Origin of the sequence: Plantactinospora sp. CA-290183 (genome assembly GCF_050936375.1) — a bacterium.
Classification (GTDB): Bacteria; Actinomycetota; Actinomycetes; order Mycobacteriales; family Micromonosporaceae; genus Plantactinospora.
On the sequence record NZ_JBNJMX010000001.1, the window covers coordinates 427,602 to 450,133 of the forward strand.

The following is a 22,532-nucleotide window of genomic DNA, read 5'->3' on the forward strand; positions in this document are numbered from 1 at the left end:
GCTGTGCCTTGCCATTCAGGTCCTGGGGTGGCGGTCCCCATGGTGGGCCGGTTCAGCAGGTTGGCGGCCGAACGCGCGGAGGGTGATCTCCACGAGCGCGTCGGCGTACTCCGGGGTGAGCGGCCCGGAGCGGAGCAGCCAGCGCTGGTAGAGGGGGGCGTACAGCACCTCGAGCACGAGGTCGAGGTCGGCGTCCGCGGCCAGCTGGCCCGCCCGCTGGGCGTTGCGGAGCCGCTCCTTCTTGGCTTCGTCGACGGGGCCGGCCAGCTTCTCGCGATACAGGGCGGCGAGGGCGGGATCGCCGATGATCTCCATGTTGAGCGCCCTGATGGGTGCTTCGAACGCCGGGTCGGCGAACTCGGCGACGGTCGCCCGCATGACGGTCTTGAGGTCGACCTCCAGGTCGCCGGTGTCGGGCAGCCGCACGCCCTCCCCGCCCTCGCTGAGGGCCAGGAACGAATCGAAGATCACCGCTCCCTTGGACGGCCACCAGCGGTAGATGGTCTGCTTGCCGACTCCCGCCCGGGCGGCGATGGCCTCGATCGTGACCCTGGTGTAACCGAGGTCGGAGACCAGGTCGCGCGCGGCGTCGAGGATGGCCCGCCGGGATCGTTCGCTGCGCCGGACGGGGTCGGGTTTTCTCGGGCTGGGCACGTCCCGGAGCATATCACCGCCAAGACGAGACGTTCCGTCTTGACAGCACGGCGAGACGCCGGCAGACTCTGCCTTCCCGAGGCGGACCGTCTCGTCTCACATAAGCGAGGAGATCGCATGACAACCGCGCGAGTATGGTTCATCACCGGCGCGTCGAGGGGCCTGGGCAGGGCCTTCGCCGAGGCGGCGCTGGCTGCCGGAGACCGGGTCGTGGCCGCCGCGCGTGACCTCGGTCCGCTCGACGATCTCGCCGCCGCTCACCCGGACGGCCTCGTACGGCTGACGCTGGACGTCTGCGACCGTGCGGCCGTGCGGGAGGTGGTGGACCGGGCGGCAACGGCGTTCGGCCGGCTCGACATCGTGGTCAACAACGCCGGCGGGATGCTGCTCGGCATGGTGGAGGAGGCCACCGAGGAGCAGATCCGCGCCCAGTTCGACGTCAACTTCTTCGGCGCGGTCTGGGTGGCCCAGGCCGTCGTGCCGCACCTGCGGGCGCAACGGTCCGGCCACATCCTGCAGGTCACCTCGATGGGATCCGGAGGCGGGTTCGCGTCCGTCGGGTTCTACGCGGCGACCAAGGCCGCGCTCGACTCGGTGAGCCAGGCGCTGGCGATGGAGGTGGCGCCGTTCGGAGTCAAGGTGACGATCGTGCAGCCGGGCGGGTACGGCACGGACCTGTTCACGCGGGGCACCACGATGACGGAGCCGCGCCCGGAGTACGAGCCACTGCGCGCCTGGCTGGCCGAGGTGTGGGGCGAGGACGCCGGTCCCGCCCCGAGTACCGCCGCGCCGGTGATCATGGAGTTGGTCGGACTGGCGGAGCCGCCGCTGCGGCTGATCGTCGGCGGCGCCTCGTACGACATGGTCCAGCAGATGGATCAGTCCCGCACGGAGGAGTACCGGACCTGGGAGCACCTGAGCCGGCAGGCTCCGGGCTGAGGTCGGCACCGGTCCACACGTCGAGACGAGCCGCGGTGGACGTGGGGAATCGTTCCCGCCGGGAGGAGGAGGCGGCCTGCCGACCCGGCGGGACGCGCCGGTGAGGTGGTCGCCCCCGGCGGGCAACCCGACGCCGCTCCGGCAACGACATAGCGCTGTAGGAGGCACAGCTACCGGAGGAGTGGAGATGCGGGTGTGCGGACGACCGCCGTGCGGTTGGTGGCCGGTGGGAGAACAGGTTCGAGGATGCTGCTGAGCCGGGGAGGCGCCGAGCGGGCCGCGGCCGATGCCGAGTACACCGAGTACGTCCGCGCCGGTCTGCCGCAGTGGCGCCGTACGGCGTACCTGATGTGTGGCGACTGGCACCAGGGCGACGACATCGTGCAGCGGGTGCTCACCGAGCTGTACCGCAACTGGTCGCGGGCCCGGCGGGCCGACCACCTGAACGCCCTGGTCCGGACGATGCTGCTGCGGCGGTTGATCGACGACCGGCGACGCGGCTGGGCCCGGGTTCTGCTCACCGACCTGCTACCGGAGCGGCCCGCGCCGGCCGCCCCGGATGCCACGGACCGGCTCGATCTGGTGGCGGCGCTGTCCCAGGTCGCGCCGCGGCAGCGGGCCGTCCTGGTGCTGCGGTTCTTCCAGGACCTGTCGGTGGAGGAGACGGCGCAGGCGCTGGACTGCGCGCCCGGCACCGTCAAGAGCCAGACCGCCAAGGGGCTGGCGACGCTACGTCGTCTGCTCGCCCCCGGCCGAGCTGACGTGCTGACCGCCATCCCGACCGGCGACCCGAGCGGTGCGCCGACCAACGTGTTGACCCAGGGGAGTTGAGGGTGATCGACGAAGTGGATGTGGCGCGGTTGATGCGGGCCGAGGTCGAGTCGGCCGAGAAGCCGTCCGCCGTACTCAGCATCGATCGGGCGATGACGACCGGGCGCCGGCAGCGCTGGTACGTCCGCGGCGCCGGTGCCGTGCTGGCGGTGGCCGCCCTGGCCGTCGGCGCCGCCACGGTACCGGGTCTGGTGGCGCCGGACCGGCCGTCGGCCCCGTCACTGGAACTGGTCGGCGCCCTGGCTCCGCTGGAGCCGTACACCGGGGAGGTGCCGCCGCCCGACCCGTCCCGGATCCCGGCAGCGTTGGAGACGGTCGACCCGACCGTCCAGTACGTCCGGTTCGGTTGGCTGCCGTCGGACCTGGACGACGTGCAGTACCAGGCGGGTCTGCTGCCGAGCGGCCCGGGAGTCACCCTGATCGGGCACGCTGCCGGCTCGCCGAACCCCAACTGGTCAGGGGTGTCGTTCAACCTCTATCCGAAGGGGGTGACGCCGCCCGCGCCGCAGGTCGTCGGCATCGACGAACGGGCGCCTACCGTGAGTACGGCGCCCGCGCCCGACGTACGGGGCGGGGCGGCGACCTTCACCCAGTACGACGTCGACGGCACCGACCAACTCTGCCTCCGCTGGCGGTACGCCCCGGACGGCTGGGCCGAGGTCCGGGTCGCGCCCTGGGCGTCGGGGCAGGATGCCCGCGAGATCGCCCTGCACGTGGCGCAGGGGCTCGCGTTCAGTACGACCGAGCGGGTGCGGTTGCCGGGCCGGGTCACAGGGGTGCCGCAGGATCTGCGGCCGATCCTGACCGACGTCTCCGGGCCGCTGACCTCGGACGGCTGGCGGTGGTACACCGGCGTCACGTACAGCGCCGAACCCCCCACCGCGGATCCCGGCGCGCAGCGGGCGAAAACGCTGGACGTCAGCTTCTCCCCGTACTTCGAGCTGACCGACGAAGTCCGGGCCGAACTGAACGGTAAGGAGCCCCCGCAGCCGAACACCACCATCGACGGTCATCAGGCGTACTTCACCCTCGGGGGTGATCCGGACTGGCTCGAGTCGCTGACCGTGTACGACGTGCGAGGGCTGACGGTCATGATCGACGCACGTCGCGGGACGCTCGATGAGCAGGGCGCCAAGGGCCTGTTCCAGCAACTCGACCTCGCCGGTGCCACGCCGGACTGGCGACCCGCGCTGGTGGTCGACTGACGCGGGCAGTGGCCGCCCCGGAACTCGCCAGTCCTCGCCGACGGTTCCGGGGCGGTCCGCGTCAACGGGTGTCGGAACCGACGTCCACAGGAGCCGGAGGCGGAGGTGGCCGATCGCCGCACTCCACCGAACCATCGCACGGCGTACCTACTCGCCGCCGTCGCAGCCATCGGCGCGGTCAGCGTGCCACTGGCTACGGTCGCACTCGTACGGGCCAACCGTCGGGCACGGTGAACGGCAGTCCGCACCGAACATGATTCGGCGGTCACGTTTCCGGGACGGATCAGGTCGCCCGACCGTACAGCCGGGCGACATCGGGCGAGTCGAGCCAAGCGTTGAAGGTCGGTCCCTGCGGCCAGCCTTCCGGAGAGTCCTGCCACTCCTCCTGTCGCCCGTAGGGCAGCACATCGGCCAAGGGGAACGTAAACGTGAGCTGTTCGACGCCGCGACCGGTCGTGTGCCAGGTGCGGTAGACGGTCTCGCCGTCGCGCAGAAAGACGTTCACCGCGAACCCGCCGCCGGGTGGCGCGTCGACGTCGGCCCCGAACGGGCTGTCGGCGGTGGAGTACCACGTCATCGTGTTGCCGACGCGTTCGGCGTAGGCGAGGGCCGCCTCGATCGGGCCCTGGGTAACGATCACGAACCGTGCGTCGTAGTTGTCGAGGAAGTCCAGCCGGGTGAACGACGAGGTGAGACTGGTGCAGCCGCCGCACTGCCACTCGGCGTCCGGGTCCCACATGTGGTTGTAGACGATCAACTGTGACCTGCCGTCGAAGATATCGACGAGCCGAACCGGTCCCTCGGCCCCGACCAGGGTGTATTCGGGCATCCTCACCATCGGGAGCCTTCGTCGCTCCGCGGCGACCGCGTCGAGTTCCCGAGTGGCCGCCTTCTCGCGCACGCGCAACTCGTCGAGCGCCCTGCGCCAGGTTGGATGGTCGACAACGGGTGGCATAGCCATGATCAACATCTCCTCTGTTCGGCTCTGTCACAGGTACCCAAAGAATCCGTCGGGGTCACACCCGGCTTGATCTGCCGAAGCCGCTACACATTGGCGCCAAGGTATGCCGGTGCGAGCCGGGCAGATCCGGGTCACGTCAAAGATCTACGAGAAACGCCCAGGTGATGGCTACTCGCGTGAACCCCGGCATTCGACTTGAGTGTGACCCGGCGGCGGACCTCGGTGACGGCCCGGTTGGCCAGTTGCACGATGTGGAAGTGGTCTACGACCAGCAGCGCGTGCGGCAGGACCTGCCGGATCGCGGCTTTGAACACGGTGCACATGTCGATCGCCACCGCTTGGATCTGCACGCGCCAGGCCGGGTGGGCGGGCGGCCAGCCAGCCAGCCGGTGACCGCGGTAGTGGTGCGGCCTTCGACCTGGGCGAGTAGCCCTTGGCCGCCGGAGAGGTCACAGAAACCGACGTGCCACCGGTCCGCGGTGGTGGTCCACGAACCGGCCTGCTCGTCCCAGATCCAGCGGGGCTTGCCCCGGCGGACCTCGTCGATGCCGAGCACCGCGACCGGCTCGGGCTCGGCCGGCAACACCGCGGTGGAGTGGGTGGTGAACGACGCCGCGACGATCGGCCACGAGATGCCGTGGTCGCGGGCGGCCTGCACGATGGTGCGTCCGCCGTCGGCGACCGCCGTCCCGGCCGCCTGCCGCAGTCGTGTGGTCAGCCGTGAACGAGCCGGAACCTGGGCGACCTGCTCGGTGAACGACCTGCGCGAACAGGCCGGGGTCGGGCAGTACCAGCGTCGTTTGCGCCAGCGCAGCCGCACTGGTCGACCGGCGACTGGCAGGTCCCGCGGCCGGGTCGTGGCCCACTGCTTCACCCGAGCCGCTCGCTGCCCGCACTGTGGGCACACTCAGGTGATCATTGACGAGCTGCAGGCCCCGCCATCTGGGTCGGCTCCACCCATGAACCCTGCTCAACTCTCGGAAAAATCTGATGAGGCGAGACTCAAGCGAAACAGTCCTTGCGGATAACGGGTCCATAAGCATATAAACGAAAGAAGCCTTTCGTTGGGGAGTGCCGATGGAGCTGAACGAGCCGCAACGCCGGGTGCGCGTGCAGGACGCGACCAAACTGCGCGCGCTCGCGCACCCGTTGCGCCTGCGGCTGTTGCGCTACCTGCTGGCCGCCGGCCCGAGAACTGCCGCGCAGTGCGCCGAGGCTCTCGGCGACACCGGGTCGAACTGCAGCTACCACTTGCACCAGCTCGGCCGTCACGGACTCATCGAACGGGTTCCCGCCGAGGGGGCCAACCGGCGTGACCGGCCCTGGCGTGCCGCCTCCGTCGGGTTCGAATTCCTGCCAGAGCCGGGTGATGTCGACGGGCAGCAGGTCAACGAGGCGCTGACCGCGCTCGAGCTTGAGGAGGTCTTCCGGGCGCTGCAGCGCTACCAGCACCAGCAGCACAAGCTGACGGACGAATGGCGGGAGAGTTCGACCTTCCACAACTACACGCTCTCGCTCACCCCCGAGGAACTGCGGCACCTCACGCTGACCCTGGACGCCGTCATCCGGCCCTACCTGCGTCCGATGCGCAACGCGCCCCCCGGGGAAGCCCGGCCGGTCAGTCTCAGTCTGCAGGCCTACCCCACTCCTGAGTTCATCTGAGATGTTCACGCTGCTGCGTCACCGTGGATTCGTCCTGATCCTGATTGCCGGGCTCTCCTCGAGCGTGGCGAGTTGGCTGCTGCTCACCGGGCTGCCGATCTATGTGTTCGGGGTGACCGGCTCGGCGTTCATCACCTCCGCGGTCTTCCTCGTCGAACTGCTGTGCGGCATCACGCTGGGAACGTTCGCCGGTGCCCTGGCCGATCGCTTCGACAGATTCCGGCTCATGAGCTGCGTCGCCGTGCTGCAGGCGGTGGCGGTGATCCCCCTGCTGGGTCAACCTGAGCACCATCTGTGGATCATCTCGCTGGTCGCCGGGGCCCAGGCAGTGCTGACCCAGACGTTCGACTCCGCCCGCAACGCCGCGTTGCCGGGCATCGTCGAGGCCGCACACCTGGTGCGCGCCAACAGCATGGTGGCGCTCAACATGAGCGTGGGGCGGCTCATCGGCAGCTCGCTCGGCGGGTTTGCGATCACCCGCGAAGGCACCCGTTACCTGGCGATCGGCGCCGCCGTGGCCTTCGTGGTCGCGGCGGCGCTGATCACAGTCGCCCGCCGGGCCGCGCACCACGACGCCACCCAGCCGGGGACATCGGAGCGTACGTCGTCGTTCTTCACCGCCTGGCGGTCCGGCCTCGCGGCGATGCTGCGTAACCGCAGCGTGCGCGTGACGTTCCTGAGCGTGGCGCTGGGCGGCATCGCGCAGGGCCTGTTCGTGGTGCTCTTCGTGGTCTTCGTCAGCCGCGCGTTGCACGCCGACGGCACGCTCACCGGTGTGCTGCGGGGCGTGCAGGCGATCGGCGGCGTGGCGGGCGGGCTCATTGTCGGCATACTGGGCGCGCGGCTCAGTCCCCGGCTGCTGATGAGCCTCGGCGCCACCACGTTCGCCCTGATCAGCCTGGTCATCTGGAACGGACCGGCGGTCACCCGTCAGCCCGGGTGGTACATCCTGCTGTTCATCCTGGTCGGCGCGCCTGGCATCGCCTACAACAGCGGAGCCTTCGCGCAGATCCAACAGAGTGTGCCCGACACCGACCTGGGCCGAGCCTTCGGCGGCTACTACGCGATCTACAACGCATCACAGGGGCTGGGCATGGCAGCCGCCGGCCTGCTCGGCGACGCGCTCAGCGTCGTGCTCGTCCTCAACGTGCAGGCCGCGCTCTACCTGGCCTCCGCCGCGGTCGCCTACGTGGGCCTGCGCACCGTACTGCGGCAGCGCCCCGCCCTCCGACAGCGCTCCACCGTCGACATCGGGTAGACCGTTCTCGATCAGAAGCCGAACTCCACCGGCTCGCCACCACCATCGAAACCTGGTGGCCGCACATCCACGCGTTCCTGACCACCGGGATCACCAACGCCGGTTCCGAAGGAACCAACCGCGTGATCAAGACCGTCGCCCGCGACGCCTACGGCTTCGGCAACCCCGACAGCCAACGCCTACGCACCCGCACCGCCACCACCCGACGCCACCGCGGACACCTCAACCCCGCCCAACTTCGAAGAACCCCTCGCCTCGGCCGGGAGGAGGTCCGGCAGGGCCGGTGGGTCGCCTGTTGAAAGGGGTATCGGCAGATGCGCATGATGCGGCTGAGGCCCGATTAGTGGCCCATGTCACTCCCGATTCTGAGCCCGACGGCGGGAGGCGGTCGTCTATCTGGAGGTGAAACGAAGCCTCCAGGCCGCCGACGAGGATGACCTCACGCGCCGCGTCGCCGCTGGTGACCGGCAGGCCTTCGACGAGCTGTACCGGCGAACATCGCCGTGGCTGCTCGCCCGACTGCGTCGCCGGTGCGCCGACGACGACATCGTCGCCGACGTGATGCAGGAGACCTATCTGGCTGTCTGGCGGGCCGCGGGCAGCTTCGCCGGCTCCGCCACCTCGGGCAGCGCGGTCGGCTGGCTGTGGACCATCGCCGCTCATCGCCTCGTCGACGCGTTCCGCCGCCGGGCGCGGCAGAGCCAGGTGCCGGTGGTACCGCTCGGTGAGTCGGTCGCGCCTGCCGCCGAGGACGAGGTGATGGCCGGGCGGGTGGGTCAGGAACTGGAGCAAGCGCTGCTCACGCTCCCGTTGGAGGTACGCCAGGTGCTGCGGGCGATGGTGCTCGACGGATTCTCGGTGCGGGAGACCTCGCTGCTGCTGGGCGTACCGGAGAACACGGTGAAGTCCCGGGCTCGGCGGGCCCGAATCGCTCTACGGGAGGCGCTGTCATGACCCCGCATCCGAGCCCCGCGGTGATCGCCCGCTACACCGACCTGGAGGCACACCTCGACGAGGCCACGGTGTGGTCGGTCGAGGTGCACCTCGACGACTGTGCGGACTGCCGTGCCCTGGTGGCCGACGGCACGACGGACGACACCCGGGCGCTGCTCGACCGGGTCGCCGCAGGGGTGAGCCGGGGCAGAGCCGCCGGGCCGGCTCCGGCTCCCCGCCGGCGCCTGCCGGTAGCGCTGCACCGCTGGGCGGCCTGGCATCTGGTGCCGTGGCTCGTCATGACGGTGGCCGTTCTGGGCTGTGCGGTCCTGCTCCAGGTGCTGACACCCGGCCTGCCGTCGCTGGTGACCCTGCTGGCTCCGGTGGCGCCGCTGCCCGGGGTGGCGGTCGCGTGGAGCCGACGCCACGACCCGGCATGGGAACTGATCGCGGGCACGCCGTCGGCCGGACTGGCGATGCTGCTCCGCCGGACGGCCGCGGTGCTGGTCGTGGTCGTACCGGCGCTCGCCCTGGCGAACACCCGTACCGGCGGGTCCCTGGCCCTGACGCTGTTGCCCTGCCTGGCCTTCACCGCCGCCACCATCGCGCTGGGTGCCTTCATCGGTGTCCGCGTCGCCGCTGTCGGGCTCGGCCTCGTCTGGATGCTGGTCGCGGTGGCACCGGCCGTGGTCACCGCTGACCTGCCCGCGGTGCTGCAACCGGCCAGCTCCGGCGGGTGGGCGCTGCTCGCCCTGGCGCTGGCCGGTTTCGCCGCCACCCGGGCCGACAACTTCCGCCGGCTGGCCAGCCACGACTGATCTGTCCGGCACCACCTGTCCCGCTGTCTCGGAGGAACCTGATGCGTACGGTCACGGCGGCCGAAACGGCCCCCACCATCCATCCCTGGGCGGTGCACGCCGAAGGGCTCCGGGTGCGCGCCGGCCGGCACCTGGCCGTCGACGGGCTCGACCTGGCGCTGGATACCGGAGTGCACGGTCTGCTCGGCCCGAACGGCGCCGGCAAGACCACGCTGATGAGGGCGTGCGCCACGGTGCTGAAACCGACCGGCGGTCGGTTGACCTTGCTGGGCGAGTCCGTCGACGGCCGCGCCGACCTGCGGCGGATCCGCCGCGGGCTGGGGTACCTGCCGCAGCAGTTCGGCTTCTACCCGCGGTTCACCGTCCGGGAGTTCGTCGAGTACATGGCGTGGCTCAAGGAGATGCCGAAGACCGCGGTGCCGGGAGCGGTGCAGCGGGCGATCGACCGGGTCGACCTCGCTGCCAAGGCCGATGCCCGGATGAAGACGCTGTCCGGCGGCATGCTGCGCCGGGCCGGCATCGCGCAGGCGATCGTCAACGATCCGGAGGTTCTGCTGCTCGACGAGCCCACCGTCGGGCTCGACCCGGAGCAGCGCCTCGAATTCCGCGAACTGCTGCGTGACCTCGGCCTTGACAGTTGCGTCCTGGTCTCCACCCACCTGGTCGAGGACGTGGTGGCCGCGTGTACCGACGTCGTCATGATCAACCAGGGTCGGCTGGTCTACCAGGGAACGCCGGACGACCTGATCACCCAGGGCGGAGAGGGCGACGCCGGCGACAGCCCGGCCGAGCGGGGGTATTCCGCGCTGCTGCGCCGCCACCGGACGGAGGCCGGTCGATGAACCGCATCCTCGGTATCGAGCTACGCCGCTCCGCGGCACTCGGGTCCGCCCTGGCTCTGGCGGTGATCGGCCTCCTGCTGATCTTCTTCGCCGAGGGGATCCAGTTCGCGGAAGGCTGGATGCAACTGGCCATGACCCTGCGGTGGTTTCTGGTCCTGCTCTGGCCGCTGGCGCTGGCCGCCGGGGCGTGGCAGGCGCGCCGGGAGCACCGGTCGAACGTGGCGGAGCTGTTCGCCAGCACTCCTCGGCCGAGAGGGCTGCGCGTCGTGCCGACGCTGGGCGCGATGGCGGCCGCGATGGTGGCCGCCTATCTCGCGATCGGGCTGGGTGGGGGTCTGTGGATCGCCGGCACGGCCCGGTATTTTCCGGCGGCGGTGCTGGCCGTCGCGGCCGTCGGCGGCCTGGCCCTGATCGCGGCGGTCTGGCTCGGCATGGCGCTCGGTCGCCTGCTGCCCTCGCCGGTGACCGCTCCGGTGCTGGGCGTTGCGGGTCTGGCGGTGTTGCTGTTCATTCCCTGGGCGACGCGTCCCCGGGGCTGGCTGGCCCTGGTGTTCTCGCCGATCTACGAGATGAACATGCCGGGCGCCTATGCGACCGTCCCCGGCCGGGTAAGCGTCGCCCAGGCGTGCTGGATGGCCGCTCTCGCGGTCGCCGCGGTGCTGCTGCTGGTCTCCGATGGCCGGCGCATGCGGGTGGCCGCGCTGGTGCCGGTGCTGGCAGGTGCCGCGCTGGCGATCCCGGTCATGCCCCAGCAGAACAGGACCGTCACCGATTCGCTCGACCCGGTGGCGAGGGAGCTGGTGTGCACCCAGGACGCGCCGCGGGTGTGTGTCAGCCGGGTCCATGCCGGGCTGCTCTCCGAGGTCGTCCCGCGGGCCCGGGACGGCCTCGCGGCCCTGGCGAAACTGCCGGGCGCGCCGAAGGAGGTGCACGAGGACACCACCACGTACCCCGGCGACGGCCTCCCGGTCTGGCGTGCGGACGTCGTGCTCCTCCGCGTCGTGGTTGGCCCGAACGGTCATCTCGGCGACGGGACCACCGCGGCCAAGGTGATCGTCGGGGCCTTCGCCAGCCCACCCGACTGCGACAAGCCGACCGAACCCGCCGACATGCTGGCGGCCGCCGGCTGGCTGACCGGACAAGAACCGGCGTCGCCGAAGCTTTCGACGTCGTTCGGCGAGGTGTCCTACGACGAGGAAACCGTCGCGAACGCCGTGCAGCGGTGGCAGAGCCTGCAGGAGCTGCCCGACGCCGAGGCGCAGGCCCGCGTGGTGGCGCTGCGCCGGGCCGCAGCGACCTGCACGGCCGGCAAGGGAATGCTGATCGGGGGGAAGCCGTGAGGTGGCTGACGCTCTACCTGCGTTCCCGGCGTGTCCCGATGGCGCTGGTCACGGCCGCGGCCTGCGTGGCGGTGGCGTGGTCAGGGTGGCTGGTGGCCTCCAACAGCCGCGCCGTCGGCGTGACGATGGTCGCCCTGACCGTCCTGCTGCTGGTGGCCGCCCTGACCGCAACGCTCGGCGGCCCCGACGACGCCCTGGAGCAGACCGCCTCCTTGCGGTGGCCGTCGCGCCGGGTGATCCACCTGCTCGGCGCCTTCCTGGTCGTCGTGGTGCTGCTGGGACTCACGCTGCCGACCGGTGCCCGCTTCGGCCCGGCCTGGCTGGTGGTGCGCGACGCGGCGGGGCTGCTCGGGCTGACCGCCCTGGGCGCCGCCACGATCGGCACCGCACGGGCCTGGTTCCTGCCGCTTGGCTGGACACTGCCCGCAGCCCTGTTCACCCACTCGGAAACGCTCGCGGGGCAGATCGTGACGTGGCAGGCGCAACCTCCGTCCAGCACCGCGGCGGCCGTGACGGCGGGGCTGCTCGCGCTCGGCGGGCTGATCGCGTACGCGGCGACCGGGCCGGCCCTGCGGGCGCCCGCCGAAGCCGCCCAGCACTGACTGAGCCCCGATCCACCGACGCGGCTTCCACCGAATACCGGCTGACCATTCGGTTCTGGCCGGTTCGGCGGGAATGCGGGCGCCTCCGATCGTCCCGTCCGCGGTGACGGCCGCGACGCTGACCGGGGTGTACCCCCTGGCACGGGGAAGCTGGATCAGCCAGATTGCGCAGCGGCGCCCCATCCGCGTGCCGTACGCCGCTGCCAAGGTGCCGCTGACCCATGAGGGTGACCTCGCCGAGGCCATCACGCACGTCCTGCTGGGCGTACTGCCCAGGGAGGTTGGTCGGGATTGTGGTGACACGATCGGATGTCGTAGGCGGGTGAAGGCCTCCGGTCGTGGAGTGGAGCTGTCTGGGAACCGCTCCGGCAACAGGAGGCCTTCGGAAACGATCACATGATCACCACCGGCCGCGCGGCGCACGGCCCACGGGAGCACCTGCGGGCGCGGATCACCGTTCCGATCTGGTGGAAGCCGGGTCGCGGTCCCGGCAGTTTCGATGACGACACCACCGCGGTGGTCGGCTGATCGAGCCCGGTCCGACGCACTGGCGTCACCGCAGTTTGATCTTGCGTAGCGCGACGACGGAAACCCCGGCAACGATTGCTGTCATAACAAGTGCCGTGGCGAGGATCGATATGACATCGGCGGGGATCAGGTCACCGGAGTCCGCCACCGCGACCGAGCCGAGGTTGAGGGTGCGAGTGTTGAGCGCCTGGGGCACGAGGTATCTCAGCGGGCGCAGCGTGGGCGAGGTGATGGCGGGTACCGCGGCGACGCAGCCGACGAGGCATATCGCGATCGGTGCGCCGAATGATTTCAGCAGCATCGACAGCAGGGACTGGGCCGCGATCAGTGGCAACGCGGCGACGATTGCCAGGAGTCCGGCGAGGGTGAACTTCCAAGGGATGGCTCCGTCCACATTCAGGACGAACGTACCGGTGAACAGCGTGGCAATCACCAGCACGACCTGCATGAACGCCACTGGCACGGCGATCACGGCAATCTTGGCCAGGACGAGTGCGATCGGCCGGGTGGTCGTGGTGAGCAGCAGATTCCAGTTGGTGCCACGGTGTTCCACCCGCCACGCGGTGGCGGCGATCAGTCCGATACCCATGGAGAAGAACAGCAGCCCATAGAACAGCACGGCTTGCGAGGTAAATGATTCCCAGCCCGAATCGAGGGTGTCCGGATTGTTGGCGACATTGATCGCAGCGGTGGTGACAGCAAGAAAGGGCAGGACCAGGGCGATCAGCCACGTCGTGGAGCGCTTGAGTTTGACGAGTTCGGCACGGAACACAGCGCAATTACCTCTCGATACTGTTCAAGCGGCGGGTGCCGAGCGCGAACGCGGCGGTGGCGACGACGAGAAACGCCAGCGGCCAGGCGTACTGCGGGGTGGTGTAGGCGAACCCGTCACCGTCCTGGGTGATGTGGGTGATTACGGCGTAGTACCCCCACGGGATCAGGCGGGTGACGGCGGGAGGCATGAACAGACTGAAGACGGCGAGGAAAGCGCCGAGCATTCCGAGGCCGACGCTGACGAGTTGGTTCTCGACCTGGGCAGCGAGCCAGATGTGCAGTGCGCAAAAGGCCGTGTTGATCAGGTACAGCCAGACCGTGTAGCCGAGCCACGGACCGATGTCGGTGGGCACGTGCATCCCGGCGACGAGGCCGGCTCCGATCACGAGCAGGGTTTGGACTGCCGTGGCCGGCAGCAGGATGAGGGCGAGGGCCGCGAGTTTGGCCCGGCACAGCGCGCCCGGGGTGTATCCGGCGGTCGCGGCGAGAGTCCATCCGGCCCCGGAGTGTTCGATGTCGGTCTGACGGCTGGCGATCACGGCGGTCAGCAGCGGAGAGGTCATCGCGGCCATCAGCGTGTAGGTCAGCAGAAACGAGGCCCACGGCACCTCGCTGGGGTCATCGAACGTGTTCTGTGTACTGCTGGAGAACTGCCAGACGCTGCTGAGCAGCGCGACCGCGATAACGAGCGCGGCGACGACTGGTATCGTCCGGAGGCGCCGCATCTTGCGGAACTCCAACCTGATCGCGCGCGTCACAGCAGGCCCGCTCGTCCGGTGAGGTCCATGAAGACGTCTTCGAGGCTCTGCTGGACGCGGCGGACCTGGTGGATCGGAACCCTGGCCGTGGCGAGCCGATAGATCAGTTCGGCGGCCTGGTCCTTGTCGAGGCCCGTGACTCGCAGGCCGTCGGGCTCCTGGGTCGCGGTGATCCCCTCTCTGAGGGCGGCGGCGGGGTCCGGTGTCTCGATGATCAAGTCGGGGATCGAGTGCGCGAAGAGTTGTTCGCGGGCGCCTTGAAAAATCAGCTTTCCGTTGGCGAGGATGCCTATGACGTTGGCCATCTTGTCGATCTCGTCGAGGAGGTGGCTGGAGACCATGACCGTGATGCCCTCACCGGCGAGCGCGACCAGCAGGTCGCGAATCTCCTCGATGCCGGCCGGGTCGAGCCCGTTCGTCGGCTCGTCGAGCACGAGCAGCGACGGGTCACGAGCGAGTGCCATCGCTATACCGAGGCGCTGTTTCATGCCCAGGGAGTAGTTGCGCACGAGCTTGTCCTTGTGCGCACGGAGCCGCACGGTGGCGAGGGCTCGTTCGACCTGAGCCGGGGGCAGGTCGAGCATGTCCTGCACGATTCGCAGGTTTTCGGCCCCGCTCAGGTGGCCGTAGCCAGGTGGTGCCTCGATCATCGAGCCGATCGAGGGCAGCAGCTTGGTGCGAGATGCCGGCGTGAGCGGCTGGCCGAAGAGCTCGATCTCGCCACTCGTGGGCCGGGTGAGCCCCAGCAGCATCTTCATGGTCGTGGACTTTCCCGACCCGTTCGGGCCGAGGAAGCCGTAGATCACGCCCTGCGGGACGTGTAGATCGAGAGAGTCGACCGCTGTGTGGTTCTTGAACGCCTTGGTCAGTGCCCGGGTTTTGACAACGGCGCTCATCGGCGCTTCGCTTCATACGTCACGCCTTCCACGATCTCCGGCCCGGCCGGGCCGAGGATCATGCCGCAGGCTGAACCGCCCGGAGACCAGTTTCATACTGCGGTATGAGTCGTCCGCCCCGGCCGCGCGGTAGCGTGGCGAATCGTGGCACGTACCAGAGCGACCTCGTCGTGACGAGGCTTCCCGGCTTCGTGACTCACTCCTTAACGGGCGACATCACGGCAGGGCTCATCCTGTGCGCCATCGGCCTTCTTCGCGTGCCGCCGGTCGCATTCACGACCGGGGAGTACATCGGATACGTTCTTATCCTGGTCGGTGTGTCCCTCGCGGTGACATTCCGCCGCAGGACGCCGCGCACAGCGCTGACGGTCCTCGCGGCGCTTCTTCTGGTTCACCTCGTGGTATTCGATGTCCCCACCATCTTTGCAGGGCTCGCCTGTCTCGTTGCCGCCTACACGACGCAGACCCAGCTCGTCCCACCGTGGCGATGGCTGTTTCTGACAGCGATATACACCGGCGGACTAGCCGCCATGGCGCGGTCGACCACTCTGACTGATGATTGGCAGACACGGGGGTTCGCGGTCGCGTCCGTCAGCGCGGCGATCTCGCTTGCCGCGACCCTCGGAATCCTGCGGCGGCAGCGTCGGACGCGTTACGAGCTGGCCGTTGAACGGGCCGCGGTCCTGGAAGGGCAACTGGACACTGAACGGCGTCTCGCCGTCTTCGAAGAACGCCACCGTATCGCACGAGAGATGCACGATATCCTCGGCCACTCGCTCAACGCGATCGCCGTCCAAGCTGAGGGCGCCCGATACATTCTCGAGTCCGACCCCACCCGGGCTGACCGATCGCTCGCTGACATCGCTCGCCTCAGTCGAACGGCTGTGGACGACGTGCGAGACGTGATCGATGTCCTTCGCACCGAAGATGAGGAGGTATCCGTCCGCTCCAACCCGTCCCTGCAGGACATCGCCGATCTCATCGACACGCTCCAGACCCCGGGTGAAACCATCACACTACAGGTGGACGGAGACATCGATTCCGTCCCGAGCCGCATCAGCTCGACCACCTACCGAATCGCCCAGGAAAGCCTGACCAACGCGATGAAACATGGGTGTTCCCCGATCGCGGTCCGCCTGACCATTGATGCCGACAGACTGGACATGACGGTCGTCAACGGAGTCACGAGCACGGCGCTGAACGGTGAGCGACGTGGACACGGCCTGATCGGCATGCAGGAGCGCGCTCGCGCGTACGGCGGTGCGTTCAAAGCAGGCCGAGATGCCGCCACCGCCGAGTGGGGAGTGCATGTTCACCTGCCCTGGAGCCGGCCGTGATCACGATCGGCCTCGTTGACGACGACCCCCTGTTCACCGCCGGCCTCGCCATGATCCTCGACGCCCAGGAAGGCCTGCACGTCCTCTGGCAGGCCAGCGATGGAGCGGACGCCATCCGCCAGCACCGCCGAGCCGAGCCCGACGTTCTCTTGCTCGACATCCAGATGCCTGGCACCGACGGGCTCACCGCCGTTCGGCAACTCATCAGCGAGGGCACCCAAGCTCGAATCGTCATTTTGACCACATTCGAAACCGACGAATACGTCATCACAGCCGTCGAGGCAGGCGCGGCGGGATTCCTGCTCAAGAACACGCCACCTGACAAGCTCATCGACGCGGTTCGCACCGTCTACCGCGGTGACTCCGTAATCTCGCCCGGCCCCACCCGGCGCCTCTTTTCGACCTTCCGAAGCCACACCGCAGCCCACAACGCACCCATCACCGAGCCGCAGAGACCCGCCCACCTCACCGCCAGAGAAGGCGAGGTCCTGATACTGATCGCGCGGGGGCTGTCGAACCAGGAGATCTGCGATCAGCTCTGGCTCTCCATGCCCACCGTCAAGACCCACATCAGCAACCTCCTCGCCAAGACCCAGTCCCGCGACCGCGTCCAACTCGTCCTCTACGCGCTGCGAAACGATATCGCCTCCACACATTCACCAGGACGTTCGGCTCGCGCGTGAGCTACGAACGCGACGGCCGCGCCCGCGATGAGTCGGACTGACACCGCCGTCCGGGTCATCAGCGCCTCGCGGACCGGATATCCACCGCGCTGACCAATTCCCCCTGACGCGCTTGCCGTTTGGCTACCACCCGACCGATGACCGGCCGGTTGGAGCACTTCGATGCGCGTGCCGGCGGGTCCTACCGACTGGTCCTGGCGTACCCGGACGCGTCGGCCGCGCGGGAGGTCCGCCGTCGGCTCCGACCTGGTCCACGCCAGGGGAGGTGCACAGCGACGTCCGCGCGCACGTTCAGCGGGGACGAGGGCACCTGTTCGGCCAGCCCGGCGCCGAGGTCCAGATCCTCAGTGTCGCTGTGAGGGGCGGCGCGGATAGGTCAGGGTGCGGCGGGGAGTCCGCTGCGGCACAGTTCGAGGACGTCGTGTGCGCCGCGCAGGGCCGCGACCACGGCGGGCGAGGGCCGCACATGTACCTCGGGAAGATCCCGGTCCGCCGACCCCCGGGGAATCGGGTAGGCGAGCTGCTCGCGGTCGAGCCGGAACCGGGCATCGATGCCGGTGCGGTTGCCGCGCGGATCCTGTCGGTGCCAGCGGCAGCCGAGGTAGACGGCAACCAGACCGTGCAGGACCGGCCCGGCCTCGCCGGCCAGCTGTTGGTAGCACAGTCCGGCCGGGATACCGCCGGCCCTGGTCACGGCTACCAGCAGGTGCGACTTGGCGTAGCAGAGCCCGACGCCGGCGGAGAGCACCTCGCTGGCGGTGAGAGTGACGCGCGGGTCCCTGGCGTCGACGGAGTGCCAGATCCGGTCACGGACCCATTCATAGGCGGCCCGCGCGAAGTCGACATCACCCGGGTACCTCGCGCGCAACTCGGCGGCCAGCGCCAGCACTGCCGGATGGTCGGCCTCGACGATCTCATCACCGTCCAGGTACTCCGATGGGTCGACCGCTACCAGTCGCACGCCTGCCTCCGTTTCACGATCCAAGCCGGCGTAGCTCTCCCCTCCCGGCAAGCCCCATCCTCCCGGCCGCAACGGCACCGTCCCGATCCAGGCCAGCCGCTCTGTCACCTGAAGCTACCGCGATCCGGCGACAAGATCACGTTCCGGCAGAACGAGAGCCTGCCCAAGCGCTCGGGCGGTGCGTGCCGTGCGGGTGCGGATGGGCCGGGCAGGATTGCCGCCGACGATGGCGTACTCGGGTACGTCGTCTGTGACCACGGCGCCGGAGGCGATGACGGCGCCGTGGCCGATCCGAACACCGGGCATGACCGTCGCGCTGTGGCCGAAACCAGACGTCGTGGCCGACCACGGTGTCGCCTCGGCCGGGCAGGTTGGTGAGTTCGCCGGCGGGGCCGCCCGGACGGGTCTGGCCCGCCGGTCAGTGCGACAGCGCCTGGCTCGGTGGCAGGCGCGCCGCCCGTCCCGCCGGATACAACCCCGCCATCATCGTGGCGACGACCCCACCGGCCAGCGCCCACACCGGGATCACCGGCGACCACGACCGGTAGCCGGCATAGCCCGCCGTGACCGCACTCCCGATCAGCACTCCCGCGACCCCACCCAGCGTGGACAGCAGCAGCGACTCGCACAGGAACTGCAGCCGGATCTGGCCGCGGATGGTCCCCAGCGCCCGGCGCAGCCCGATCTCCGCCCGCCGCTCCAGCACCGAGATCACCATGGTGTTCGCGACGCCGACCCCGCCCACGACCAGGGCCACCGCACCCAGGCCCAGCAGCAGCCCGTTGAGGGCGCCGTCGGCGGCCCGGGCCGCCGACAGCGCGTCGGAGGGCCGCGAGACCTCCACCTCGTTGGCCGCTTGCGGGTTGACCGTCGCCGCCAGGACGCGGCGGACCTGCTCGACCGACTGCTCCGCCGAGCGGGTGTAGACGGTGGTCGGTGAGCCGTCGAAGTCCAGCAGGCGTTGCGCCGCCGTCCTGCCGACCAGGGCCGACCCGTCCAGTTCGGGTGCCAGCGGCACCGGTGCCAGGATGCCGACGACGCTGAACCACCGGCCGCCCAGCCGGACCCGGGGCCCGGGTGAGTCGATGCCGAGGCGCTGCGCGGTGGTCTCGGCGCGGGCGACCTCGGTGTCGTATTCGCTGGTGGGGAAGCGCAGTTCGGGTGTGATTCGGCGCTGGGTGCCCGTGCCAGTCGCGCCAGACCACCTCGTCGGCGTCTCGCGTGATCGTGACGTACAGCGGTGGCGGGAACGCTGTCGCGGGAGTGTGTCGCGGCGAGAGGTACCTCGTAGGGCTGCGTTGTGGCGCGGAGGAGGCCGCGTCCGAGCAGGGCGTCGGGCGGGTTCGGCGGCCCTTTGTCGAAGGCGGCGGCGATCGGCTTTGGGGGCCCTCACCGGCTGCGGTGTCACGCCATCGCGACGCCGACCACGACCCACGAGGTGGATCCGGAACGGCCGGTCGGAACTTCCTGCGAGGTCCTTTGCACGCTTTCGTGCTCCACCTTGCGCAGGGGATGGCCGGATCGAATTTCTCTCTGGAGGTAGTCGGTGACCTCGGGGCTGCGCAGGGTTGCGAACAGCAGGGATTGAAGCTCCTCGCGCTGGCCCGGGTTCCAGCCGAGGCAGGCCACGTGCCCGCTGCGGAATTCCTACCGTCGGAGACGGAGCGCACCCGCACTCTATGTGCGGCAGCCATCCACTGTGGGCGATCCTCGTGGCCGTGCCGCCGCGCCTGCAGGCGGGCGCGCCTGGGTCAACTGAAATCCAAATGAAGTCGACCTATGCAATTCTGTTTAACAACCTCGACAGAAGGAGGGCCTGCGAAGACGGAAGCCACGGGATTCCGTGCAGACATAGCCCAACGCCCGCCGCCTCGTCCTGGGCGCGTTCCGGGTGCGGTTTGTCCGCCGTCTACCGACAAGCAGCCTCCGGGCTGCCGTAGTTCTAATCGGGTATGACCTGCCCGAGGGAGGCACAAGTGCTAAAAAGACTGGCCGTACAGGCGGCAGTGCTCACGATCGGACTCGCCGCCCTACTCGTTAGCACCACAGCATCGCCGGCAAGTGCTCACAATCTCCGCATAGACGCAAACGGTGTAGCCCTCGAACTCTTCAACAATCATGACACGATGCGACTCTGCCGCCCCGCGGGCGCGGGGGAGGATTGGGGGGAAGTGATCTACCGCAACGGATCCTGGGTCCCGGGTTACTACGCGCCAGCGCGCGGTGGCGCCTGCATGGAATACAATTTGGACAACGTCGGGCCCAGAAGCGTCCGGCTGTGCCGTGATCCGGGCTATATCTGCACCCCCTGGCGATCAGCCTAACCTGATCGAGGTTTCCATGGGGTCAGCGGCGAAAGTGGCACGCCTGACCCGACTCTCCGAGCCGCCCCCTCCACGCAGGGGGCGGCCGAGAGGACAAGGGTTCCCCGAATCGCGCGCTACCAGTGGTTCGCAGATTGACAACCAGCGCGTCGCCTTAACTGAGCGGCGTTGTCCTCAGCCCTGGCGGGTAGGGGCTGGCTACTGTTGACGCGCGATGGCGCGTTCCGCAAACACATGGCGACGTGGTGGAGCCACCACGACATCGACGACGGGATTGTTCGCCGGTGAACCATCAGGGCCAGAACGGATGCCGCCCTTGTCAAAGAGCGCAAGCGCGGCGCGGCGTCAACGCCGGAAGCATGGCGACCTAGCTGATCGCGCGTGGGCAGACGTGAGGAAGTCGTTCGACCCTGACGCAAATCAGGTACAAAGGGTCCAGACTTTGGTTGGTCTCACAGGCCGTGGGCCTGCTCCCGGACTCGGCACATCTTCTGATACTTCAACCGGAGATGACGTCGTCGACGAAGTCGTAGTGGTCCCACCACACCGTCCGGCTGTGTTTGCGGAGCGTGTCGCCGAAGCGGGTCAACAGCAGCGCGTCACCGTTCAGGATCAGGGCGGCATCCTCGGTGTGGCTGGTGAGCAGGCGGGAAACGGCTGTCAGCATGTTTCGGACGCCGGCGTCGACGTCGCCTTCCTTGGCCATGCGGAAGGTCACGTTCACGTAGATGTCGGGTTCCCACTCCCAAATCGTGCCGTTGTCGTCGGCCTCGTAGTAGCCGTTGCGGCCATGCCGCACGATCAGCGTGAAGCCCTGCCGGTCCAGCAGGTCGGCGCTGAGCAGCCCAGGCTTGTCAGTCGGTGTGGGCCGGTTGGTGGGATCGGGCATCATGGACTCAGCCACCTGGTCGAGGGGGATCTTCCCGGCCATCGTCAACCGGTATTCGACAGCCATGCGTCAGCCTTTCCCGCTCGGGCGCGCCACGAGTTGTACGACCTTGCCGGCAGGCGTGACCGCCACCAGCTCCTTCAGCTCATCGACGGGCCAGTCGTCGAACTGTTTCCGTAGCGCGCCGAGGTCGCCCCGCCAGTCGCGCAGGTTGAGCACAACCCGCTCGGTCTGCCCATCCTCGACCTTCTCGCGTACCACGCTCCAGACGTTGCGCACCGACTTTGTTCCGCCCGGAGCGTAGCAATCGAAAACGTGGCCCTCGATCAGATAGTCGGGGTCCTTGCCCGGATGGCCCCTGTCGCCGGTACGTGCCCGTGCCTCCGCCACTTCCTGTCTGCTCGGATTCTGGTGCACCCGGTAGCCCTGGTCGGCCAGGATGTCGGCACACTCGTTCTCCCGCTCCAGCGAGCGCCGCACGCTCGCGTCCTGCCGCTGACCGACGGTTGTCCGCGAACCGGTCGGTGACCCACCGGCTCGACCAGTCGCCGGCTTGGTCCACACCGCTCCGTCGGTGTTGCTGGGGGCATCAGACGTGGGGGGAGGGCTGGCCGGCAGGCTGCCGCCAGCCCGGTCTAGTTTCCCGAGTTGCCCATCCGGCGGGCGTCGTTGACAGCGGTGGTCAGTGTCTGCTTGGCCACGCCGCCGCGCTGCGCCACCGAGGTGAGGATCTCTTTGATGGTGCCGAGCATGGACAGCAGTGGTCCCGGATCTCCGCCCTGCAGGACCCGGGTGACGAGGGTTCTGGTCTCGTCGACCCTGCTGACTGACGAGCCGACTCCCTGGTGGGCGGTATCGATCTTGTCGGTTACCCGGGTGAGGGCGGTGATGACTTCGGCTGGGGATGCCTCTTTGGGTACCGCGGCCACGGCGGCCGATGCGTCGTTGACCGATCCGCCGGCACTGTTCAGCCGGGCCTGGAGGTCCCTGATCGCCTCCCGTACCTGGGTCATGCCGGCGGCGATCCCGGTGAAGCCTGCGGCTGCGGCCTTCGCCGCCACCTGCTCAGCCTCGTGCTGGGTCGCGGCGGCGGTGGACTGGGCTCGGTCGATGCCGGCCAGCATTGCCCGCAACTCGCCGCTGATCGCGTCGGTCTGTGACATCGTTGCCGATCCTCATCGAGTCGGGGGAGACCGCGACTGACGCAGCCGGCCGAGCGGTCAGCGAGTGAACGCCGGGTCGCCTGCGTCGATGACAGGGTAGGCGACCAAGGCCTGCTGCCCGCGTCCCGGCTCGGATGAACCCCGGATTACCCGATCGGTGATCAACAGGTGTGT

Annotated in this window: 24 protein-coding genes and 3 pseudogenes; 14 read left to right on the forward strand and 13 right to left on the reverse strand. The window is 69.1% G+C overall.

Annotated elements, in window-relative coordinates; all coding sequences use genetic code 11:
• Positions 1-15 precede the first annotated feature (15 nt).
• Positions 16-654 (reverse strand): TetR/AcrR family transcriptional regulator, encoded by a 639-nt coding sequence (locus ACQEUR_RS02010; RefSeq protein WP_433024418.1) that lies wholly within the window; start codon positions 652-654, stop codon positions 16-18.
• A gap of 117 nt (positions 655-771) precedes the next feature.
• Here ACQEUR_RS02010 and ACQEUR_RS02015 point away from each other — a divergent pair, with 117 nt between their 5' ends.
• From ACQEUR_RS02015 to ACQEUR_RS02025, 3 genes are all read left to right on the forward strand, one after another.
• On the forward strand, positions 772-1,593 hold the full coding sequence (locus tag ACQEUR_RS02015; protein WP_433024420.1) for an SDR family NAD(P)-dependent oxidoreductase: 822 nt from the start codon (positions 772-774) through the stop codon (positions 1,591-1,593).
• Between the two features lie 246 nt (positions 1,594-1,839).
• A complete protein-coding gene (locus ACQEUR_RS02020; protein ID WP_433024422.1) occupies positions 1,840-2,424 on the forward strand; it encodes a SigE family RNA polymerase sigma factor in 585 nt (194 codons plus the stop codon).
• A gap of 2 nt (positions 2,425-2,426) precedes the next feature.
• Positions 2,427-3,629 carry a hypothetical protein gene (locus ACQEUR_RS02025; RefSeq protein WP_433024424.1) on the forward strand — a complete coding sequence of 401 codons (1,203 nt, stop codon included), beginning with the start codon at positions 2,427-2,429 and terminating at the stop codon, positions 3,627-3,629.
• Between the two features lie 283 nt (positions 3,630-3,912).
• Here ACQEUR_RS02025 and ACQEUR_RS02030 read toward each other — a convergent pair whose 3' ends face one another.
• Both ACQEUR_RS02030 and ACQEUR_RS02035 read right to left on the reverse strand, forming a co-directional pair.
• Positions 3,913-4,590 (reverse strand): DUF899 domain-containing protein, encoded by a 678-nt coding sequence (locus ACQEUR_RS02030; protein ID WP_433024426.1) that lies wholly within the window; start codon positions 4,588-4,590, stop codon positions 3,913-3,915.
• Positions 4,591-4,787: 197 nt separating this feature from the next.
• Positions 4,788-5,494 (reverse strand): annotated as a pseudogene (locus ACQEUR_RS02035) (ISL3 family transposase); the annotation flags it as partial.
• Between the two features lie 173 nt (positions 5,495-5,667).
• Between ACQEUR_RS02035 and ACQEUR_RS02040 the strand changes: the two are divergent.
• From ACQEUR_RS02040 to ACQEUR_RS02080, 9 genes and pseudogenes are all read left to right on the forward strand, one after another.
• Complete coding sequence (locus ACQEUR_RS02040) at positions 5,668-6,252, forward strand: winged helix-turn-helix domain-containing protein (protein WP_433024428.1); 585 nt, start codon at positions 5,668-5,670, stop codon at positions 6,250-6,252.
• A 1-nt stretch (position 6,253) separates the two neighbouring features.
• On the forward strand, positions 6,254-7,510 hold the full coding sequence (locus ACQEUR_RS02045; protein WP_433024430.1) for an MFS transporter: 1,257 nt from the start codon (positions 6,254-6,256) through the stop codon (positions 7,508-7,510).
• 20 nt (positions 7,511-7,530) lie between these two features.
• Positions 7,531-7,743 (forward strand): annotated as a pseudogene (locus tag ACQEUR_RS02050) (transposase); the annotation flags it as partial.
• Positions 7,744-7,912: 169 nt separating this feature from the next.
• A complete protein-coding gene (locus ACQEUR_RS02055; RefSeq protein WP_433024432.1) occupies positions 7,913-8,464 on the forward strand; it encodes an RNA polymerase sigma factor in 552 nt (183 codons plus the stop codon).
• Positions 8,461-9,261 carry a hypothetical protein gene (locus ACQEUR_RS02060; RefSeq protein WP_433024434.1) on the forward strand — a complete coding sequence of 267 codons (801 nt, stop codon included), beginning with the start codon at positions 8,461-8,463 and terminating at the stop codon, positions 9,259-9,261. The genes ACQEUR_RS02055 and ACQEUR_RS02060 overlap by 4 nt, the downstream gene beginning before the upstream one ends.
• A gap of 41 nt (positions 9,262-9,302) precedes the next feature.
• Positions 9,303-10,103, forward strand: a complete 801-nt coding sequence (locus ACQEUR_RS02065; protein WP_433024436.1) for an ABC transporter ATP-binding protein — start codon at positions 9,303-9,305, stop codon at positions 10,101-10,103.
• Positions 10,100-11,443 carry a hypothetical protein gene (locus ACQEUR_RS02070; protein WP_433024438.1) on the forward strand — a complete coding sequence of 448 codons (1,344 nt, stop codon included), beginning with the start codon at positions 10,100-10,102 and terminating at the stop codon, positions 11,441-11,443. The genes ACQEUR_RS02065 and ACQEUR_RS02070 overlap by 4 nt, the downstream gene beginning before the upstream one ends.
• Positions 11,440-12,045, forward strand: coding sequence for a hypothetical protein (locus ACQEUR_RS02075; RefSeq protein WP_433024440.1), 606 nt, complete (start codon positions 11,440-11,442; stop codon positions 12,043-12,045). Before ACQEUR_RS02070 ends, ACQEUR_RS02075 begins: the two co-directional genes overlap by 4 nt.
• Before the next feature lie 396 nt (positions 12,046-12,441).
• Entirely contained in the window at positions 12,442-12,573 is a 132-nt protein-coding gene (locus tag ACQEUR_RS02080) for a hypothetical protein (protein WP_433024442.1), read from the forward strand.
• Positions 12,574-12,598: 25 nt separating this feature from the next.
• Here the strand turns inward: ACQEUR_RS02080 and ACQEUR_RS02085 are convergent, their stop codons facing one another.
• Genes ACQEUR_RS02085 through ACQEUR_RS02095 form a run of 3 tightly spaced genes read right to left on the reverse strand, consistent with a single transcriptional unit; the run spans position 12,599 to position 15,001 of the window.
• Complete coding sequence (locus tag ACQEUR_RS02085) at positions 12,599-13,345, reverse strand: ABC transporter permease (protein ID WP_433024444.1); 747 nt, start codon at positions 13,343-13,345, stop codon at positions 12,599-12,601.
• Between the two features lie 7 nt (positions 13,346-13,352).
• Positions 13,353-14,105, reverse strand: coding sequence for an ABC transporter permease (locus ACQEUR_RS02090; protein WP_433024446.1), 753 nt, complete (start codon positions 14,103-14,105; stop codon positions 13,353-13,355).
• The gene (locus tag ACQEUR_RS02095) at positions 14,102-15,001 is read right to left on the reverse strand and encodes an ATP-binding cassette domain-containing protein (RefSeq protein ID WP_433024448.1); all 900 of its coding nucleotides are present in this window, start codon (positions 14,999-15,001) and stop codon (positions 14,102-14,104) included. Before ACQEUR_RS02095 ends, ACQEUR_RS02090 begins: the two co-directional genes overlap by 4 nt.
• A 170-nt stretch (positions 15,002-15,171) precedes the next feature.
• On the opposite strand from ACQEUR_RS02095, the gene ACQEUR_RS02100 reads away from it, so the two are divergent.
• Both ACQEUR_RS02100 and ACQEUR_RS02105 read left to right on the forward strand, forming a co-directional pair.
• Positions 15,172-16,338 (forward strand): sensor histidine kinase, encoded by a 1,167-nt coding sequence (locus ACQEUR_RS02100; RefSeq protein WP_433024450.1) that lies wholly within the window; start codon positions 15,172-15,174, stop codon positions 16,336-16,338.
• Complete coding sequence (locus ACQEUR_RS02105; RefSeq protein ID WP_433024452.1) at positions 16,335-17,021, forward strand: response regulator; 687 nt, start codon at positions 16,335-16,337, stop codon at positions 17,019-17,021. The genes ACQEUR_RS02100 and ACQEUR_RS02105 overlap by 4 nt, the downstream gene beginning before the upstream one ends.
• Positions 17,022-17,397: 376 nt before the next feature.
• On the opposite strand, the gene ACQEUR_RS02110 is transcribed toward ACQEUR_RS02105, so the two are convergent.
• The 7 genes and pseudogenes from ACQEUR_RS02110 to ACQEUR_RS02140 form a co-directional block, all read right to left on the reverse strand.
• Complete coding sequence (locus ACQEUR_RS02110) at positions 17,398-17,982, reverse strand: transglutaminase-like domain-containing protein (protein ID WP_433024454.1); 585 nt, start codon at positions 17,980-17,982, stop codon at positions 17,398-17,400.
• Between the two features lie 189 nt (positions 17,983-18,171).
• Positions 18,172-18,340: pseudogene (locus ACQEUR_RS02115) on the reverse strand (DapH/DapD/GlmU-related protein); the annotation flags it as partial.
• Between the two features lie 60 nt (positions 18,341-18,400).
• Complete coding sequence (locus ACQEUR_RS02120) at positions 18,401-19,000, reverse strand: ABC transporter permease (RefSeq protein ID WP_433024456.1); 600 nt, start codon at positions 18,998-19,000, stop codon at positions 18,401-18,403.
• A 386-nt stretch (positions 19,001-19,386) separates the two neighbouring features.
• Positions 19,387-19,611, reverse strand: coding sequence for a hypothetical protein (locus tag ACQEUR_RS02125; RefSeq protein WP_433024458.1), 225 nt, complete (start codon positions 19,609-19,611; stop codon positions 19,387-19,389).
• Positions 19,612-20,805: 1,194 nt separating this feature from the next.
• Complete coding sequence (locus ACQEUR_RS02130) at positions 20,806-21,261, reverse strand: SitI3 family protein (RefSeq protein WP_433024460.1); 456 nt, start codon at positions 21,259-21,261, stop codon at positions 20,806-20,808.
• 3 nt (positions 21,262-21,264) lie between these two features.
• Positions 21,265-21,675: a hypothetical protein gene (locus ACQEUR_RS02135; RefSeq protein WP_433024462.1), complete on the reverse strand. Its 411-nt coding sequence runs from the start codon at positions 21,673-21,675 to the stop codon at positions 21,265-21,267.
• Positions 21,676-21,830: 155 nt separating this feature from the next.
• Entirely contained in the window at positions 21,831-22,358 is a 528-nt protein-coding gene (locus tag ACQEUR_RS02140; RefSeq protein ID WP_433024464.1) for a DUF6244 family protein, read from the reverse strand.
• Between the last annotated feature and the right edge of the window lie 174 nt (positions 22,359-22,532).

Bases quoted from the DNA above. Each gene is read 5' to 3' on its own strand.
- ACQEUR_RS02015 (WP_433024420.1), top strand. From the start codon at position 772: ATGACAACCGCGCGAGTATGGTTCATCACCGGCGCGTCGAGGGGCCTG.
- ACQEUR_RS02020 (WP_433024422.1), top strand. From the start codon at position 1,840: ATGCTGCTGAGCCGGGGAGGCGCCGAGCGGGCCGCGGCCGATGCCGAG.
- ACQEUR_RS02030 (WP_433024426.1), bottom strand. From the start codon at position 4,590: ATGGCTATGCCACCCGTTGTCGACCATCCAACCTGGCGCAGGGCGCTC.
- ACQEUR_RS02040 (WP_433024428.1), top strand. From the start codon at position 5,668: ATGGAGCTGAACGAGCCGCAACGCCGGGTGCGCGTGCAGGACGCGACC.
- ACQEUR_RS02045 (WP_433024430.1), top strand. From the start codon at position 6,254: ATGTTCACGCTGCTGCGTCACCGTGGATTCGTCCTGATCCTGATTGCC.
- ACQEUR_RS02060 (WP_433024434.1), top strand. From the start codon at position 8,461: ATGACCCCGCATCCGAGCCCCGCGGTGATCGCCCGCTACACCGACCTG.
- ACQEUR_RS02065 (WP_433024436.1), top strand. From the start codon at position 9,303: ATGCGTACGGTCACGGCGGCCGAAACGGCCCCCACCATCCATCCCTGG.
- ACQEUR_RS02070 (WP_433024438.1), top strand. From the start codon at position 10,100: ATGAACCGCATCCTCGGTATCGAGCTACGCCGCTCCGCGGCACTCGGG.
- ACQEUR_RS02080 (WP_433024442.1), top strand. From the start codon at position 12,442: ATGATCACCACCGGCCGCGCGGCGCACGGCCCACGGGAGCACCTGCGG.
- ACQEUR_RS02095 (WP_433024448.1), bottom strand. From the start codon at position 15,001: ATGAGCGCCGTTGTCAAAACCCGGGCACTGACCAAGGCGTTCAAGAAC.
- ACQEUR_RS02130 (WP_433024460.1), bottom strand. From the start codon at position 21,261: ATGGCTGTCGAATACCGGTTGACGATGGCCGGGAAGATCCCCCTCGAC.
- ACQEUR_RS02140 (WP_433024464.1), bottom strand. From the start codon at position 22,358: ATGTCACAGACCGACGCGATCAGCGGCGAGTTGCGGGCAATGCTGGCC.